At 40.7% G+C, this 18,533-nt stretch carries 13 protein-coding genes; all 13 read right to left on the bottom strand.

Translation table 11 applies throughout. The features are described 5' to 3' along the window. Positions 1-12: 12 nt before the first annotated feature. A complete protein-coding gene (locus N8M93_RS10225; RefSeq protein WP_261131561.1) occupies positions 13-1,017 on the bottom strand; it encodes a Gfo/Idh/MocA family protein in 1,005 nt (334 codons plus the stop codon). A 20-nt stretch (positions 1,018-1,037) separates the two neighbouring features. Beyond that, positions 1,038-2,117 carry a Gfo/Idh/MocA family protein gene (locus N8M93_RS10220; RefSeq protein ID WP_261131559.1) on the bottom strand — a complete coding sequence of 360 codons (1,080 nt, stop codon included), beginning with the start codon at positions 2,115-2,117 and terminating at the stop codon, positions 1,038-1,040. Beyond that, entirely contained in the window at positions 2,110-4,584 is a 2,475-nt protein-coding gene (locus N8M93_RS10215; RefSeq protein ID WP_261131557.1) for a hypothetical protein, read from the bottom strand. The genes N8M93_RS10220 and N8M93_RS10215 overlap by 8 nt, the downstream gene beginning before the upstream one ends. Then, a complete protein-coding gene (locus tag N8M93_RS10210; protein ID WP_261131556.1) occupies positions 4,568-6,268 on the bottom strand; it encodes a hypothetical protein in 1,701 nt (566 codons plus the stop codon). Before N8M93_RS10210 ends, N8M93_RS10215 begins: the two co-directional genes overlap by 17 nt. A 17-nt stretch (positions 6,269-6,285) precedes the next feature. Continuing rightward, positions 6,286-7,476: a DegT/DnrJ/EryC1/StrS aminotransferase family protein gene (locus tag N8M93_RS10205; RefSeq protein ID WP_261131554.1), complete on the bottom strand. Its 1,191-nt coding sequence runs from the start codon at positions 7,474-7,476 to the stop codon at positions 6,286-6,288. Position 7,477: 1 nt separating this feature from the next. Continuing rightward, positions 7,478-9,991: an alpha-mannosidase gene (locus N8M93_RS10200; protein WP_261131553.1), complete on the bottom strand. Its 2,514-nt coding sequence runs from the start codon at positions 9,989-9,991 to the stop codon at positions 7,478-7,480. 66 nt (positions 9,992-10,057) lie between these two features. Further along, a complete protein-coding gene (locus N8M93_RS10195; protein WP_261131551.1) occupies positions 10,058-11,620 on the bottom strand; it encodes an extracellular solute-binding protein in 1,563 nt (520 codons plus the stop codon). Positions 11,621-11,646: 26 nt separating this feature from the next. Further along, positions 11,647-12,516: a carbohydrate ABC transporter permease gene (locus N8M93_RS10190; protein WP_261131549.1), complete on the bottom strand. Its 870-nt coding sequence runs from the start codon at positions 12,514-12,516 to the stop codon at positions 11,647-11,649. Between the two features lie 17 nt (positions 12,517-12,533). Then, positions 12,534-13,448 (bottom strand): ABC transporter permease, encoded by a 915-nt coding sequence (locus N8M93_RS10185; RefSeq protein ID WP_396125543.1) that lies wholly within the window; start codon positions 13,446-13,448, stop codon positions 12,534-12,536. A gap of 189 nt (positions 13,449-13,637) precedes the next feature. Then, on the bottom strand, positions 13,638-14,696 hold the full coding sequence (locus N8M93_RS10180; RefSeq protein WP_261131547.1) for a response regulator: 1,059 nt from the start codon (positions 14,694-14,696) through the stop codon (positions 13,638-13,640). Further along, positions 14,681-16,480: a sensor histidine kinase gene (locus tag N8M93_RS10175; protein ID WP_261131975.1), complete on the bottom strand. Its 1,800-nt coding sequence runs from the start codon at positions 16,478-16,480 to the stop codon at positions 14,681-14,683. The genes N8M93_RS10180 and N8M93_RS10175 overlap by 16 nt, the downstream gene beginning before the upstream one ends. Next, positions 16,473-17,168, bottom strand: coding sequence for a YesL family protein (locus tag N8M93_RS10170; protein WP_261131546.1), 696 nt, complete (start codon positions 17,166-17,168; stop codon positions 16,473-16,475). The genes N8M93_RS10175 and N8M93_RS10170 overlap by 8 nt, the downstream gene beginning before the upstream one ends. A gap of 20 nt (positions 17,169-17,188) precedes the next feature. Then, positions 17,189-18,526, bottom strand: coding sequence for a hypothetical protein (locus N8M93_RS10165; protein WP_261131544.1), 1,338 nt, complete (start codon positions 18,524-18,526; stop codon positions 17,189-17,191). Positions 18,527-18,533: the final 7 nt, after the last annotated feature.

Below are 18,533 nucleotides of genomic sequence, written 5' to 3'. Positions count from 1 at the left end.
ACTCCTTTAAATTTATGAATTTTGTTTTTTCGCAACAAGCCGGTCTGCCTCCAACGTCAATTTAGAAGCTTTCAGGATATCTTCATGTGTAATGGAGCAATCTTCCCCTTTGGTGCGTGCGATAAAATCATTGCTCACATTCAAGCTAGATTTTGGACATTCAATTAGTTGAGTTTTTTGTTCATGTGAAGTGAATAAAAGCAGACTTTCATTAGAAATAAACGGGTCTCCTTGAAGGCGAAGTTCCGCGCATCCCTTCGTTCCGGTAATGAACACTCTTCCATCTCCCCAAGTCCAACTGGCTGAGGGAGTATGCCAATCAACGTATAATTGGACGGGTAGTTCATCATCGAGCAAAACGTGTAAGGAGGCGGTATCATAGAAATCAGGATATTCGTTAAGAAAGTTCTTCGTCATATACCCTTGCAGTGTCGTGATTTCTTTGTTTGTCAACCAACGCAAGAGGTCGAAATCATGAATACAAAGATCAATGATGATTCCGCCTGATAGGTTCTTTTCGAAAAACCATTCTTCTCGGGATTCTTTTGAGAGCCGATGAGGCTTCCGCATGGAAATATGGGTGATTTCACCAAAGCATTCTGTTTGAATCATGTTTTTCAACGTCATGAAAATAGGCTGGAAGCGTTCGGTCAACATCAAACCAACTTGTATCTTCTCTCTTTCTATGACACTCTTCAATCGTTCATAACCTTCATCTGATGTAATGATCGGTTTATCAACCATGATATTGATCCCGTGTTTTTCACAGAGCTCGACAATAGTGATCTTTTCACTGTTTTTCGAAGCACAACCAACGATATCAAGATCTTCCGTAAACAAATCTTCTAATCTATTAAAAATAGGCAGTTGGAACTTATCGCTTATTTTTGTCCTAAGGTGTATATTCCTATCTTCATAAATCCCTGAACAATGATGACCCATATCGAGCATTTCTTTAATGAAATCCTGAATATGAAAATGCCGACAACCTATGATTGCAAAGGTCAATTTAGACAAAAGGTTCACCTGCTTTATTTCTACTCTTTTATTTGACCCAAACTAGAATACCAGATATCATTTTTACGGATGGGAAGTTCCACTTTCCTTCCGATAATAGCCGACTTATATATAGCCGTTATGACTTCTAAACTTTTTCTTGCTTCCACACCATTGATAGATGGTTCTCTGTTGTCTTGAACTGAACTTACAAAATCTTCAATCAATGCATGATGTTCATAGATTGGGTCTGATTCTAAATGATCCGCATCCCCTGTAACGTTTTCATTGTCAATCTGAACTGGAAATCCATTGGGGGATTCTTGAATTTCTCCTGCCTTGAACGGAAATTTAAGGATCTTGTTTTGCCCCGAAAAACACATACTTATCTCTGGATCAGCCACGTTCAATGAACATAACATTTCTCCTCTAGTCCCATTATCAAACCATATCGTCGCCCTGATATGATCTTCCACCTCCGTAGTATGTTTTACAGTCTCCATATTCGCATCGACACATTTGACCGGACCGAGGATTTCTAAAAACAAATCAAGTATATGGATACCTTGATTCATGAGGACGCCCCCGCATCCCTTATCCCATGTACCCCTCCAAGATTTTTTGAAGTAATTGTCACCACGCCAGTATAGTCCTCTCATTTCAGCAAAATAGATTTGCCCTAGAAAACCATCCTGGATAAGCTGTTTCATATTAAGAAATTCAGGATTATAACGAAGTTGCATCGCTATCCCGATCTTCCGGTCTGTGCCTTCAGCAGCAAAAAGTACTTCATCACAATCTGCCAACGTAGGGACAAATGGTTTTTCGCACAGCACATGTTTACCGTGCCTTATTGCTTTCAACACGTGACTTTTATGGAGATAAGGCGGTGTACAAATAGAAACAATGTCAATATCATTCCGTTCCAATAGTAAATGCATGTCAGTGTAAACTTCCATTTCAGAAGGACAACTTCGAGCAAAATCGAACGCGGTTTCCGTATCTACATCAGACACTGCCCGGACTACACACCGATCCTTCAGTTTGTTGTATCCGGTCAAATGGGCTCTTGCTACTTCTCCACAACCAATGATTCCTACTCCTAATGGCTTGTTATTCATTTTCAATCATTTCAAACGACAAACCACTGATTTTCTTCGTGTGTTCAGTTTGAGATTCTTTGTGAACAAGGGTTAATTCGATTTCTTCTTTTGAGTGATTCAATAAAGTCACCTTTTCACCAGCTATTTGGGCCTCGATATGAAGTCTTTGGTAACCTGATTGTTCAGATTTGAGTTTCCATCGGCCTTTATAAAAACCGCTTTGCTCTCCCTGAAGCTCTTTTTTCCAAATGTATGAGCCCTGATGGATTTCGTTTGAACCTTCAAAAAGGTCAACAGATTTCTCGTTGATTTGACGTTTCGCTTTTACACTTTCTGTCTGCGTGTTGAAATTGGTATAGATTAAATAATTCCGTTTTGTCAGGACTTGAACGTCTCCTTGATGACAACTCAGATAATGGATGGTCTTTGCTTCTTCATGGGTTTCAATTGCAGTTTGATTAGGCATTGTGATCACGGAGAATATCGGTAAAACGCTTTTCTCAACATTCGCCTTGCCGATGTCATTCAGGATCAACAGGTCTTCTATGCCCTTCCACTTGCTATACTGGTGCTGGTTTTTGTAAATTACTCCGTTTGTTCCTTTTAAAAGGTAACCGATCTTGTTGTCGACGTTCAGGGACTCGACCTTTCCAAAGCTCACTTCCTGATTCGGTTCAGAACCTATGAAACCTTTAAATGTATACTGCTCCCCGGCAAGGTAGATAGTCCTTTCGCCAGGAGCCAGATGTGGCATTTCCTTGTAATTTTCGTTCCGTATCCCAATGACGCCTGTATAGGCTTCTTCAAGATCACAAGATTCTTTAAATATCATCTTTTCCATATACACGCTATGTCCGTCTGGTAACGAGACAACAGCTACTTTTTGTTCAACGGTTCCGTCCCCGCGATCGATCGTCGCAGACACTGCAAAGCCATCAGGATATTCTTTTAATGAATGCTTATTTGTCCTTCGAATGACCTCTTCGTTTAATAACCCTCTATTTTCCTTTGAACCTTTAAACCTGATCAATCCAGTGTAACTGTTAAACAGCGGCGTAACGTTCCATAGTCCGTCCTTTGGCAGGTTCAGAAACATGACATTATTCCGCCAGCTGAAGCTTGTAAACGTGTCAGGGGTTCGGTGAATGACGAAACATCCATGGGGATAAGAATATACACCTGTTTTCAATTCCTTGAATTCGGAATCATCTACAGGCTCCGTCCCGATGCCTCCAAATGCGTGTAGAAGATAGGAGTTTACAAGGTCCAGCGCTGAACCTGGTTCAAAATCTTTAGAGGATTGTGAATGGTTTACATTGAATGTGTGGTTCTCTTCCTCTAGCAGACAGCCTTTGCTATTACTTTCTTGAATATCTTCAATGATTTCCAAGCAATTTCTTTCTAAACGAGCAGCGTCTACATCTTTATGAAGCACATTCAGCACAGAATGGGTAAGCTGACGCTCATGGTGCCGGTTATACCACCAGTCCTGCCCCTGGATGGGTATAGCAAGGCCATCATGCTGCACCCATATCTTCACCGTTTTCTCATATAAAGTGACATTATTGAAAAGGGCGCACGGTTCGATGGTTTTGCCGCCCATCAATGAAAAAACAGCATGTACCGCACGCAGATTGATTCCAGCACATAAATAACTTGGGTGGACGAACGCGTGGTTTTCTGTCGTATAGTCTGGATGGAAATTAATTGTCTTTATATCACTTTTGGTTAATCCATCAATGAGACCGGATCGTGAACCAAGGCGATCCCAATAGGTGGTCACCGTATTGATTGACCAGTTTTCAAATCCATTCTTCCACTTTTCATGATTCGGGTGTTCAGGGAATAAACTCATTGCAGTACCTATCCCAGCTGAAGTCCAAGCATTCTCTTCACATTGTGTATCATAGTAGCTCCCGTTCCGAGGTTCCATCTCACAAAACTTGTCCGCATAATTCTCGACGACCATTTGGACCATTTCTTTTGTTTCGAGATCCAGGTCATCCCATAAGAGCCAAGCTGCCATGGCGTAAGAAGCAATCGATCGACCATTCTGACTGGCCATGAAAAAATTGTCCCCTTTTCCACCCCATTTCTTTTCACTTGTATATTTGTTCGGACCTATCACCCTGACGCAATCTGGTGGACCCGTATCATGTGTAAACCCCATGTACCGAATGGATTTCACAGCCATCTCTTTCACTTTTTCACGGTTTATACCTGTAAGCTTTTCATCATAGTCTCCAAGTTTCGCAGCCACAGCAAAAATCAATGCGGTTGAGGCGGTTTCAGAACTGTACCAAAAGTTCCCCCCAAAGAAATATCCGCTGTTCGGGCGTGTTTCCCATTCACTGAACTCCTCTTTTGCATAAAAGATCCAGCGTAGCAGCACCCGATAAAATCGTTTGGACATATCATTTTCTTTTGCTTTTTCCCATTGCACTGGCGTTATATTCCAAATTTTCGACTCAAATGTTGACTCCAAGTTGTGTCACATCCTTTGGTTTGTAGATCTTTCTTTTACAAGGAATTCCGAACATTACAACCTTACCAGTCACTTGAACTTCTTCTTTTGGTGTCAACGGTTGATAGATAACGAAAGCTTGATTGGAAGTGGATCCTTCAAATTCGAACTCGCCATCTGATTGCAACTGGTCAATATGGATCGTTCGTCTGAAACGTTCCCATTCATTGATTTGTTTTCCGGTCCAGAATACAAAGTTCCGTTTTTTCGCCTCTTTCACGAACTTTTTGAAGGCGCTCCGTACATTTTCATTGCGATGCAAATGGATCTGATGGAATAAGAAGTGTGCCACTCCGTTAACTGCTTTAACTTGGTCCAAGAGCGGTTCGATGATCGAGTCATCGGACCATTTGCCCGTATTCATATCTGGTGTCAAAAAGCCGAGCTGTAAGACATCGTAAATACGGTTATTGTCATTGGACCATGCAATTGGAAAATAGGGGTGACACGAACCACAACAGAATCCTAAATTTCCCTTTTTACTCGCACCACGTGTCTGATCCGATTGGATTCCGTTTTCTTCACACCATTCAAAAAGCTCCCCCCAGCCTTCAAACCGGGTGAGATGGTTTTTATTGGACTGGATGTCCACCATTGGGAGATTCTTCTTCAATGTTTCAAATTGGCGTTTAAACTCATGGCGATCCCAATGACCATCATCTGCTTCGACGGCGTTGTAATGAAAAGCAAGCTCATGACCGCCAGCAATGACCTTCTCGTAAACCTCTTTACTGTAACCAGGAAGGATCATACACCATGTAGAGTGTATTTCCGCTTCATCCAACAGTTCAAGAGTGGTCAGCGCATGCTCATCCTGATTATAATCACTATCATGGGACATGAGAGCGACACAATCGATTCCTGCTGGCCAAAAACCGAGGAAAGGCAGTGTTTGGCCATCTGCGATGCATATTTCGACCATTTTTTTTATCAGGACTTCCCTCCATAAATCCGCATAAGGGATTGCAAAGTATGGTTGGCCGGTACTCGTCCTGTCCCTATCCTTATCCCAATCAAGAACCAATTGATCGTCTACCTTAAGGACACCGTCATCAACCGCACCTGTTCCATCTCTTGCAGGAAACCCATCCTCAAATAAAGGCTCCACCCCTTGCTGCAGTTTTACGATTGTCTCCGCGATATCAACACTGCACCTGATCAATTTTCCTTCCCCAATTTGGAAGGACTGAAAAACTGGACTCACGTCAGAAAAACCATATGAAAGGATTCCCTCTCCGTGTGTATTCGGTTCAGGTGAATACCATGGAATCGCTTTAAGTACCCTCAGCTTCCTGTACTTATCCTCCGAAAACGAACCATATCCATCTAAAACCTTTTCACCTCTTTGATGACCCAGCCGTTTTGATAACCCGTTCAGGTTTGAAAATGCAAGGACCGTCCCTCCGTTTTCTGCATACTTCCAAACGTGATCCATTGCTTCTCGTGTTTCTGGGACAAGTCCGGCTAAAACCAAGTCAAAAGCAGATTCATCTATTTCTTCATACGAATTAATTTTTTTATACGGGATACGAAAATGGTCGAGTATTTCGTATATATAATAAGAGAAGACATTCAACCCATAAGCCCACTCTTGTCTTGCATAAGACCTATCCACATATACGCCCACTCTAGCAATCTTAGTCATTATAACCACTCCTTAACTCAGTAACTGTCCATAACCTTCCTCAATGCATCAGAAATATCGTGCATATCCTTATCCTCGCCTAACAATACAGATTGCGAGAGCCATAGAATTTCACTTTCGCTTGACCTTTCACTGATTGGACATTCATATGTACGTGCTTCACCTGTCCATTTTTCAATTTCAGAAAGAACCGCCTTGTTCTTATTTAAAGAGTTATACCCCGCTATGACTGGAACGCCTTCTGCGTTGATTTTCCGTATGAAATCACCTTTAGGAATTTGTTCAGTCCTTTCCTTCTCGATTCTGAACATATACATATGATAGGCGTGGCGGTTGACTCGTGGATCCCTCTTGACGGGAACCAACCCTTTTATTTCTTTCAAATTCCCATTCAATATCCGAGCATTTCTTTCTCGTTTCTCGAATTGTCCTTCCAGACGTGCCAATTGGCCTAGCAGTATAGCAGACTGGAATTCTGTCATCCTCAAGTTCCAACCGATCCTTTCATGCTGGTACCATGCTCCCTCAGGTATCCTTCCTACGTTGGCAATTGACCAAGCCTTCTCCGCCAGCTGTTTGTCATTCGTGAGAATCATCCCGCCCTCACCTGCAGTAATATTTTTACCAGATTGGAAACTGAACGAACCTAAATCTCCTAAAGCACCTACCCTTCTGTCTTCCCATTCAGCACCTACTGCCTGTGCCGCATCTTCAATCACAGCCAATCCATGTTTGCGAGCGAGATCTGTCAATCTGGGAATATCTGCAGCAGCACCTGCAATGTGTACAGGAAGAATTGCCTTCGTCCTTGCGGTGATCGCACTTTCTACTTTATCGATGTCCAGCATCAGTGTACTTTCTTCAACGTCGACAAACACTGGTATCGCTCCAAATAACAAGGCAGCTGTGGCTGTAGCAATGAATGTGTAAGGGGGCATGATCACCTCATCACCCGGTTTCACACCTGCTGCTTGCAATGCTACAGTCAATCCCATCGTCCCGTTGACAACTGGTATGGCATATTGTGCGTCATGCAATGCTGCAAACTTATTCTCCAATTCTGGTAAGCATCTACGGTTGGTGCCTCCCCATTTTCCAGAACGGAGCGTTTCTAAAATGTTCTTTTCTTCTTCCTCACCGAAAATCGGCCACGTCGGAAATGGCTCTGTTCTGATAGGAATTCCCCCATCGATGGCTAGTTTATCCATTCTATAACCCCATTCCTGTTTCAACCTCGATTTGTTCTTCCAATAAGTTGCATTCACTCAACGTCTTTGCCACCGTATCCAGTAAAAATGTCTTCACTTCAAAACCTTTCATTTCAATCGTCTTATCAAGGTTCATTAGAGGCAATGTCAGGTGGACATTCCGCTTTGATCCTGTTGTCTCAAAAAGTCTGAATACATAAGCTTCATCTCGATTTGATGCTTTTTTGAACGCACTTAACTCTACAGCTTTATCATCCACTTCAAGGAATGGTTTTGGTTTCATGCCTTCTCCAGATGGAAAATAACTCAGGACATATGGTTTTTCATTATGGATCATGGCTTCTAACGATACATTTTCAACCCGTTCTTCTACCGGTGATCCTTCAAATCGAAACGAAAAATGACGTTCGCCTTGATCGAAACGTTGTGAATATCGATTCTGAGGTAGAACATTATCCTGTTCTCCACCTTTTAAAGCAGAATAGGCACTTGAGCGGATGAGTGAGAGCCGAATTTCGCCATCCAGAACATCAGACCCATAGATTCCATCATTTATACAAGAAAAAGCCTTATCACTATTTTCAGATTGTAGAGAAGACCATTTCTGGGACACTGCTTCTTTCCGATATTCCGGCAGTTCTTCTGTCCCAAAAGCTACTTGTCCGATATACTTCCCGTCATCAATTGTCGTAGGGATCGATAGCTTCAGCATCTTATCTTTTTCAAACCAGTGCACAATCATCTCCAGCTCAAAAGCAGTTCCTGACTTAGGCATCTTGTAACGGTAGAAAATATACGAATCATTGTATTCGAATACCGCCTCAATGATGGTCCGCACTGCTCCATCTTCAATGACTCGGACGGATTGGAGTTCCGTGGCACCAGAAATTCCAGAAACCCGTTTCGCCTCTTCGTGATCTACAAGGGAGAATTGCCCGATTTTATTAGGAAAACTTTTAACATGGGATCCCCAGGCATCTTCATCATCTTCAATCACGATTGGCAGAAAAGCATCTTTCATTAGATAAGACTGCCCATGGGCTAAATACTTATCGATGAGTCCTGTCTGAAGATTGATCCAGACTTCTAGCTCATCATTTTCGAACACCAGGTTTCCATTCCTTTCATGAAGAGTGGCTGCTGAAACCACAGATTCCTGTGCTTCGACTAAACAATTAAATCTGTTCATCTGTCCTGGTTTCAAGTACGCTTTAAAAGCAACTTTCTTTCTCCAATCGATATATAAGCTGCTTTCTTCTTCCTCTAATTGCGAAAGGATTTTCTCACCTTCTGAGTAGATAGTCAGTTTAGATCCCTTATTCTTCAATGGTTTCGGCAATTGAAATTCACACTCGACGATCGTCTCGACCGGATACGGGTGAGGATTGAATACAAAGATCGGCAGTTCACCTTCATCTGCTTTATGAGAATCTTTTGTAAGGGCAAAGAATGCCTTCATTTGTTCCCGCGCCAAAATTTCAAGCCCATGGTCCATCATACGGATGGCATTGTCCTCTACCGCTTTAATGGAAGTTCCCGCCAAAATATCATGGAATTGAGCAGTCAGCAGATCTTTCTCCGCTTCTAGAAATGATGATTCAGGGTATTCGATCAGCCCCAGGATTGCTGCTGCAGATATCATTTTTTCGCTTTTATACAATGCATTCTCCAATTGACGATGTTTCTGTTTAATACGTATTTGAGATGTATAACATCCTGGTGCCCAGGGATTCAAGTCCCCTTTGTGAACCGGAATATCTGCCCCTTTTATCAATTGATCAAAATACGCCTCCGGTGTGGAGTGCAAAATATCAAATTCTTTTGTTTCCCTCTGTAAGTCTCCAATATTATTGAGATCTACTCTTGATGGACCTCCACCATGGTTTCCGATTCCCCACAGCAGCAGTCCGGTTTCCTTTTCATTATGTACCTCCAGCCACTTCTTGATTTTTTCATGTGCTTTCCCTCTGCCTGAAAGATAGGCATTGAATGCCCTGTGGCCGATTACTTTAGAACCTTCGTAGCCTACCCATGTAAAATCTTCTCCAGGAAGCGGACAATCTTTTTGATCCGGCCGGCATACAATATATGAATCGTAGCCTGATTTAGCCAAAATTTGGACAAGACCTCTCGTATGACCAAATGAATCGAAGTTTATAGCCGTCTTAGGTCGTTTTTGAAATTTCTCTTGAAAATAATTTCTCCCTCTATGGATCTGTCGTATGAAAGATTCACCACTTGGAAGATTACAATCAGGCTGTATAAACCAACCGCCCATGATGTGCCATTTTCCTTGTTGAACTAATGTTTGGATCCTCCTGAACAGTACCGGGTCGAATTCCTCCACCCATTCATAAAGAAGGACTTCATTATGGTTGAACACGAAGCCGTCGGAGTTTTCACAGAAATCAGCTGCAATCCGGAAGGTGGATAAGGCTTCTCCAGCTCCTTCTTCCAGTTCCCATAACCAGGCTGGATCCAAATGTGCATTACATACTAAATGGAGTTGTTTCACAATTGTTCCTCCTCCTTTGATGCTTAAAAGAAACCCCCAGATGTAGACATCCAGGGGAGTGTTCTTCTATTTTTGTGTCTCGTTATACCATTTTGTCGCCTCGGTGACCAAATCTTCTCCACCACGTTTTTTCCAGTCAGAGACAAACGTATCGAAATTATCTACAGATTCTTTACCAGTGATGACTTTAGCTGCAAATTCAAGCCATAACCCATCATAATCCAGTTCAGGGCGTGCCTTTAATGTCTCCATCGCCGGCATCTCAAGACCTTCATCTATAACCCCTTCTTTTTCAGCAACAGATAGAGAATGATAAATCAAATCTCCATTCGGTTTGTTTTTAATGAACTCCTCATTTGTTAAATAATTTTTAGGACCAGTGAAGTGAATCCATTGTTGATACATGAACTGTCTGCCAACCTCTTCATTCGTTTCCGGATATTTATATGCAACCTCATCGCCTTCAACTGTATGATCTTTCTCTTCAAGACCGTATAGGAAGAATTGGTCAGCTTCATCATTTCCTTGTTCATAATACCAATCCATGAATTTGATCACTTCTTCTGGATTTTCAGTATCTTGTGGAATTGTCCAGATGTAATCAGAAACACTTGATCCAATAGGGTATACACCTCCAGGTTCTCCACTTGGTCCGACTGGTGAAGGAATGATTGCCACTTCTGCATCCGGATGGTTAGCTTTCAGCTTTGATACGATCGCATCAGGGGCTGCAGATGTTTGTGCCCACATTCCCACAACACCAGACCCAAGGATTTTCGCGTCCCAATCTTTACCCTGTTGAACCAAAAATTCGTTATCTAGTAATTTTTCATCGTATAACGTTTGATAGACTTCAAGTGCTTCTTTCATTTCTGGTTTGATGAAATTCGGTATCAACTTTCCATCTTCATAAGACCATGCATCTGGATGTACACCATATGCTGCAAAGAATTGATGACCGAAGGCAAAGTTTTCCCGAGCTGAAAATGGAATTTCATCTTGTTTTCCATTACCGTTCGGATCTTCTGTCTTGAATGCTCGTAGCATTTCAACATATTCATTAACGGTTTTTGGAACTTCTAATCCCAGATTATCCAGCCAATCTTGCCTTACATAAGTGACACAACAGTTCCTGATTGGATTCTCCTGAGGGATACCAAAGATCTGACCGTCCTTACTGACTCGCGGAGAATTCCATGATTCCTCCGGTATATGCTTCTTAAGATTCTTTCCATACTTATCAAGTAGGTCATTTAATGGCATCAATACCCCAGCATCAATAGCAGGTGCAATTTCAGGCGTGTTGATTCCTTTTGTTTGAAGAAGATCAGGCAATTCTCCTCCGGCTAATAATAATTGCAGATTCTGTTCATAGTTTTCATGAGGCAATACATCCAATTTCAAGTCGACCCCAGCCATTTTTTCCGTGGTTTTCACATACTCGTCCTGATTGATATCTTGATGTCCCTCAATGTAACTGGCACCGCCACTTCCAAGTGCTACGGTAATCTCTTTTGCCTTTCCGTCTTTACTCTCTGAGGACACCTCTTCATCTTTACAACCTACCAATGCAACTATCAATGCCAGTAAGCTAATCAATAACAGCGGTTTGAACCTTAATTTCCCCATGTGTTTCCTCCCCTTTATTATTATTTCTACCCTTTTATCGATCCCAGCATAGAGCCTTTAAGAAAATGCTTTTGAATAAAAGGATAAACCAACAAAATTGGTAAAGTAGCTACCATAATTGAAGCCATTTTTATTCCTTCTATAGACTGAAGTGTCATAGATGCCGCTTGGATCATCTGTTGTGCATCATTCTCTACAATCAACTGTCTTAATTTCACTTGTAATGGAAATAGGGATTGATCCCTAATGTACATTAAGGCTGCAAAATATCCATTCCAGTGCCCAACCGCATAGAAGAGTCCGATTGTACTCAACGATGGAAGTGATAAAGGTAGAACGATACTCCAGAGTGTACGATATTCGTTACACCCATCCACTTTCGCAGATTCAAGCAAGTCTTTAGGAATGTTTTGGAAAAAGGAAATCATGATGATCAAATTAAACGCACTGATCAGTCCAGGAATCATTAATGACCATAACGTATCCAGCATTCCCAGGTACTTGACTACTAAATAAGAAGGTATTAAAGGTGCTTGAAAAATCATGGTGAACAGAATGAGGATTATCAGGAATTTGCGTCCTTTTAATCCTTGTTTTGAAAGACCATATGCCATCAAGGACGTGAAAATCAAATTCAACAGTGTACCTAATACCGTGATATACACAGTAACGCCAAAGGATTTCCATATAGCTTTATCCAACAGTACAGCTTTGTAATTATCAAGCGTAAAATCCACTGGCCAAACGGTCACAAGACCCTGCATGATTGCACTTCCCGAACTGAATGATCCTGCGATGATATGTAGAAAAGGAAGCAACATCGATATACTTAATATGGTAAGAAATATGATATTGAATTTACTAAAGGCTTTCTGACTTGGTGATTGTTTAATCAAAATTGTTGCCCCTCCCTCTAATAGATTGAATTTCCAGTCATTTTTTTACTTAACTTATTTGCTCCTACTAGTAAGATGAAACCGACAATTGATTTGAACAATCCAATCGCTGTAGTATAACTGTATTGTCCACCTAATAGACCAGCACGGTAGATATAAGTATCAAACACTTCTCCGGTCTCACGAACCAGCGGATTTAGCAGCATATAGATTTGTTCAAAACCCAGGTCCAAAATATTACCGATTCTTAATAATAGAAGAACCATGATCGTTGGTAATATACAAGGTATCGTGATGCTTATGGCTTGACGAAATTTACCTGCTCCATCGACTTCTGCGGCTTCATATAATTCTGGATTGATACCAGCCATCGCTGCCAGGTAGATAATCGTTCCCCACCCTACTTCCTTCCAAATTCCTGAGCTCACAATAATGCTTCTGAAATATTCGGGTTCTTGGATGAAAAAGATCGGTTCTCCACCAAACCACCTTACAATCTCATTGACTATGCCTGTTGAAGGAGATAAGAAACTGATCACCAACCCTCCAACGATGACCCATGATAAAAAATGAGGAAGATATAAAACAGTTTGGACAGTTCTTTTAAAAAACATCTTCCTTACTTCATTCAAAAACAAGGCTAATATTATAGGAGCTGGAAAACCGAAGATCAGCTGGTATAAACTGATCAATAGTGTGTTTTTTAGAATAGTGTAAAACTCCGGATATTCGAATAAATTTTGAAAGTGCTTTAGACCAACCCAAGGACTTTCAAAAATACCACCATAGACGCTATAATCTTGGAATGCGATTACAATTCCGCCCAAGGGAATATATTTGAATACTAAAAAATATAACAATCCCGGCAGAATCATAGAGTAGATTTGCCAATTCTTTATCAGATAACTATTTTTCATTTTAGTAAATATCATATTTTGCTTTTCAGGCTTTGGGGAAACTGACTTAGTCTCTATTATTGGTTTAGGTTCTCTTTCTGGTAATATTGCCAATCCCTCCTTTGTCTACCTAAACTATATAGGACCCTGAAGTAAGGGTCCATGTGATTTATTATTAAATATTGTGTTTTTTTGAAATTTTCTGTCTTTTATTATCAATCCTTATCAATTCATAATTTTCAAGCCTTTTCGAAAATCCTTTGGGGACATACCGGTATACTTCTTGAATGTTTTGGTGAAATGAGGATAATCGATGTAACCTACTAAATCCGCAACCTCATACGTTTTCAAGGTCACGTTTCTCAGTAATATTTGAGCTTCCTCCATTCTCATTTTTGTTACATAATGGATAAAGCTTATCCCCAGTTCTTCTTTGAACTGTCTACTGAAATAGGTTTGGGAGATCCCCACTTCATCAGCCACAGCTTGTAAGGTAAGGTCCGTACTTTTATAATTTTCATTAATATAATGGAGGGCCAATTGAACCTTGGAGTAACTGTTCCAATTCCGGCTCTTTTGGACTTCGTTGCATAAATCTGTAATTAGACTCTTGACCGTTCCATATGCCTTATCTGAAGTATCCAGAAGATTGATAGGTACATCTGATAGCTCTTCATATTCTTTATCAAGCCTCAGGAGTATTTCTTTATACAGGTATCGATATAAATCCAGATAAAACTGATTGGTCGTATATGAATCCAAAGCTTTCTTTTCAATTGAGTTCGAACATAATTCAATCAACTGATTACATTGACTTGAATTGATATTCCATATCGCCTCAATCAATTGATCGGCTAAATTCTTCTGTTTCCAAAGCCAATCCCTAGTTTCCGGTTTCAAGAGATTATTTTGATAGAGTTGTTCCTCTACTTTTTTCATCACTTCGTGAAACGTTTTTGGTTTGATCGGCTTTAGTACATAATCTACTGCCCCATGCCTCAAGGCTTTCTGAACATATTCGAATTCATCGTATCCAGAGATAACGACTACTTTGATATTCTTTGTAATCTCACCTATTTTTTGGATCAGCTCGATACCATCCATTCGAGGCATCCTTACATCCGTTATGATCAGGTCGGGTGCATTCTTCTGGACTTTCTTGAAGGCTTCGAGGCCATTGTTGGCATAATCATCCACCTTGAAGTTCGCATGTTCCATAGAGATCAATTTATTTACACTCTTTTTTATGACTGGTTCATCATCCACAATCATGACACGAAACATTTTGCCTCCCCCTTTTTCGGTAGCACCATTCGAATCGTTGTACCACTAGGATCTGATTTTACAATCTGCAGCCCGTAATTATCTCCGAAAGTTAATCGTAATCTAGAATGTACATTCCATAACCCGATTCTGTTTATTTGATTTTTCGGACTTGAGATGCTGCCTAGTTCCTCATTTGTTGATTCAAACGCATTTTGATATTTCTCTTTCACTTCCTCAGACATTCCGTTTCCGTGATCGGTAATGTCAATTGCATAGCCCTTAGAGCAATACCTTCCTTTGATATGGATGATTGACGGTTCCTGGCCCGATTTTTCATAGCCATGTTCGAATACATTTTCAATGATGGGCTGGAGAATGAGACGAATACCATCCACAGCCTTAAGTTCATTATTGTTGAAATCATGTATTACTTTTAAGTTGGTATAACGTTCTTTCTGTATGTCTAAATAGGCGTTTACGTGTTCCATTTCCTCTTCCAAAGTAACAAATTGATCTTGATTGGAATTATACCGAAACATATCAGCTAATGAGTATGCAATCCGGCTGATGGTTCCATTTTCCTCGATAATCGCATGGGAATTAATCAGTTCTAACGTGTTATATAAAAAATGGGGGTTTATTTGGGATTGCATAGCTTTCAACATAGAATCACGTTGCTTGATTTCCATTTCTTTCTTCCGTAGTTCAGATTGATGGACCACTTCAATTAATCTTTGCAGTTCATCAGCCATGTTATTAAAGCTTCGGTTGACTTTACCTACTTCATCGTTTCGATTATCCCTTGCCCTCACTTTCAAATTCCCTTTTTCTGTCTCTTCCATCAGCCCTTGTAAATCGGTAAGTGATCTAGTCAGTGAATAAGAAAAACCGCCAATTAATAAAAGGACTGTAAGAATAAGAATTAAACCGATGGTCATCGTCATTTTCTTAAGTGTGATCAATCCTCCGATAACCTCATTTAATGGAACTTCTGATAGAATCATCAGATTGGTCACAGAAGATTGATGAAATGTCACCAACTTCTTCTGACCCTCAATCTCTTTGATGAAAGAACCCATTTGTGGAGCTTCTATTTCTTTGAAGTATTCAGCTTCCATGTCTTTCCCAATTTTTTCAGTCTCGGGATGATAAAGGACTTGGCCACTTTGATCCGAAATCCAGATGAACCCAGTTTCCCCAAGGCGCGTCTTGTCTGCAATCTGCTTCAGATGATTGATCTTCAGGTCAATGAGCATCATACCTTTATTTTCATAGGAATCGGTATCTAAGAACGGACGGGTCAATTGGATCGTAGGGGCCCTAAGATTATATTTATCATCCATGCCTCGTAAGTTGAATCCAAGTATCTCAGCCCCATCGTGGTTTTGATAGTCTATGAATTTCTCCAAAGTTTCAATAGAAAGGGATGCCCGGTTTTCTGTGATGATTTGAAAAGAAGAAATATCTCCCCTCCCTAGCAATTCTGGAAGGACCTCCCTCTCAATTTGTTGCGAAACCAAAAAATAATTGAACTGATCTTCTGGTTCAATTTTTAAAAAATCTTGAATTAAGGGATGATTGACAAGAGGGAGTGTGGCACGTTCCAAGTTCAAAAAGTAAGAGTCCAAATAACGGTTCTGCTGTTCAACTAATTCTTTACTATAATCAATCGCATTTTGTTCGATTATCCTTGTGGACTGCTGGTACCATATGTAACTGAAGATTAAGAAAGGAACTAATAGAAAAAAAATGATTAATAAGATCAATTTCGTTTTGATGGACTTGTTACGAAGCTTATCCATTATTCTCACCCGCTGGCTTCCTGAGTGCTGTATTAGGGGATATCCGATCAAATCCGCGCTGAGCAAAATAACTCATAATGAAAACTGGCAGACTGACAAATAGAAAAGGGAGTAATCCTGGCAACACAGCAAACAAAACGGACACACTGAACAGACCTGCCAGAATCCACAATGATTCCAACGGGATGATGAATGGAATTAAGAATGAAAGCTTGATATATTCGAAGAAAGAAGCCTGATAATGACTAAACACGGGTCCGATGTAACAGACCGACAACAGGAGGAGGAAGGCAAATACCACGAAAATAGAGGAAATGATATCGTAAAGGAATCCATTAAAATTGTTGAAATACGTAAAATTGATATAAATTACCCCTGCCAATAAAGCATAGAAATAGAAAAAAATGTTGCCTTTGAGGAGATTCTTTCTGAATGAAGAAACAAAAAGTGAGAAGATGGAAACGCCTTCTGTTTGTCGAAAGAGTTTCCTTATTACTTCAAACATAGCTATTGTTGAAGGTCCAATCCCAATCAAAATCAAACCAGTCAATGTAAACAAAATCCATAGAAAATTTAAATATATGGCTCTCATCACCCATACAGAAACCTTGTGGAATATCCCTGCTGTTCCCTCCATTGTGTATTGATCACTCCTCATCACAGGTGTTTTGATATTCTGTAAATTCATCTTTTAACTCTTGAAATATATCACTCGTTTTTTGCAGACATATATTCTTCAATGAAAAACAAACGATAAATCTGTCGAGGTCTCCCTTTCGTCGTTATTTTTTCTTGCCCGACTATTTCAATCAGACCTGCATCCAGCCATTGAAGGAGTATACGGTGGGTACTCCTTATCGTCACACCGATTATCCCGGATATTTCTTGAGCGGTATAGGTCAGTCTTCCATTCCGGCCTATTTGTGCGATAAGCCGGGATAAATAATTTGCAGTCATCCCAGCTTTTTCAGCTTTCTCCAACAAACGGTGATCAGTCACAGCCAATTCATAGACCATCGGCTGTTCCATTTTTACAGGTCCGATCACACTCCGGTCTTCTCTTACAATAAAGCATTGATTACTGCCATGATCCTTGCACTGCTTCAAAGCAAGTCTGGCATGTGTCCCCGCCTCATTCGCAGAGCGTCCGAAGCCGATCCCCATCATTAATGATAACTTCATCTCACGTTTGATTTCATTCAAAAGCGGAATCGTCTTATATCCTTTCGTGACCCTTTCGAATATCCCCCGAGTAGTCATAAAAAGATATTCATTACCATTCAGGCTTGTCAAATAGCCCTCAAGACATTCGACATAATCCAATATCCTGCTGTTCAGATTCAATTTCAAACGCTGAATGTCTTGCTCAGAGGATTCTTTTTCAATCAATCGATCGAACTGGTCTACTTGGATGATTCCGAACACGAGCTGAGATTCTTTTTCCCGTCTTTTTTCAGTTGATAATAAAGCACGCTCAAGGGACACAATGATATCTTCTTCAGTAGGCGTCACCCATACTGACTCCACATCTAAATTCAAAAGGGCTTCCTTTACTACTTTTACACCTGTTAATACGGCATCACACTGTCCTTTGAGCATGTTGTCTGCATGAAACATTACAGCCTGTTCCTTTTGTTTATACGCCTCTCCTTCAAAAAGTTCTATCTGATCGATGGTTTCACCCAAAGATTCACAAACCATAAGGACTTCTTCCCTCGAAAGGGTATCTACAGAAAGACTCCGCAAACTGGCTTTCTGGCTTTTCACCTGGTAAAGAGCCCGATAAAGACTTGAGCCTTTCAACGGAATAAAGTGAGCAGGAATCGTAATGTTGACCGTTTCCCTCGTCAACTGGTATGGCGTGTAACCAGAAAACAACAGAACATCAACTTTATCCATCAGCTCCATCGCAAAACCCGGTGCATCTTCAATTTGGTCTGAAACCTTGTAAATCGGTGTAAAACTCGGAAATCCTTTGATCGCTTGTTTGATAGGGTCCACAATCATCGAAGGCCCGATGATCCCTATCCGAATACAATCACTCATCATTATT

This window comes from Bacillus sp. Marseille-Q3570, from assembly GCF_946151055.1.
GTDB lineage: Bacteria > Bacillota > Bacilli > Bacillales > Fictibacillaceae > Pseudalkalibacillus.
Note: the sequence above shows the minus strand (reverse complement) of the source record. Positions and strands in the feature narration are given on the sequence as shown.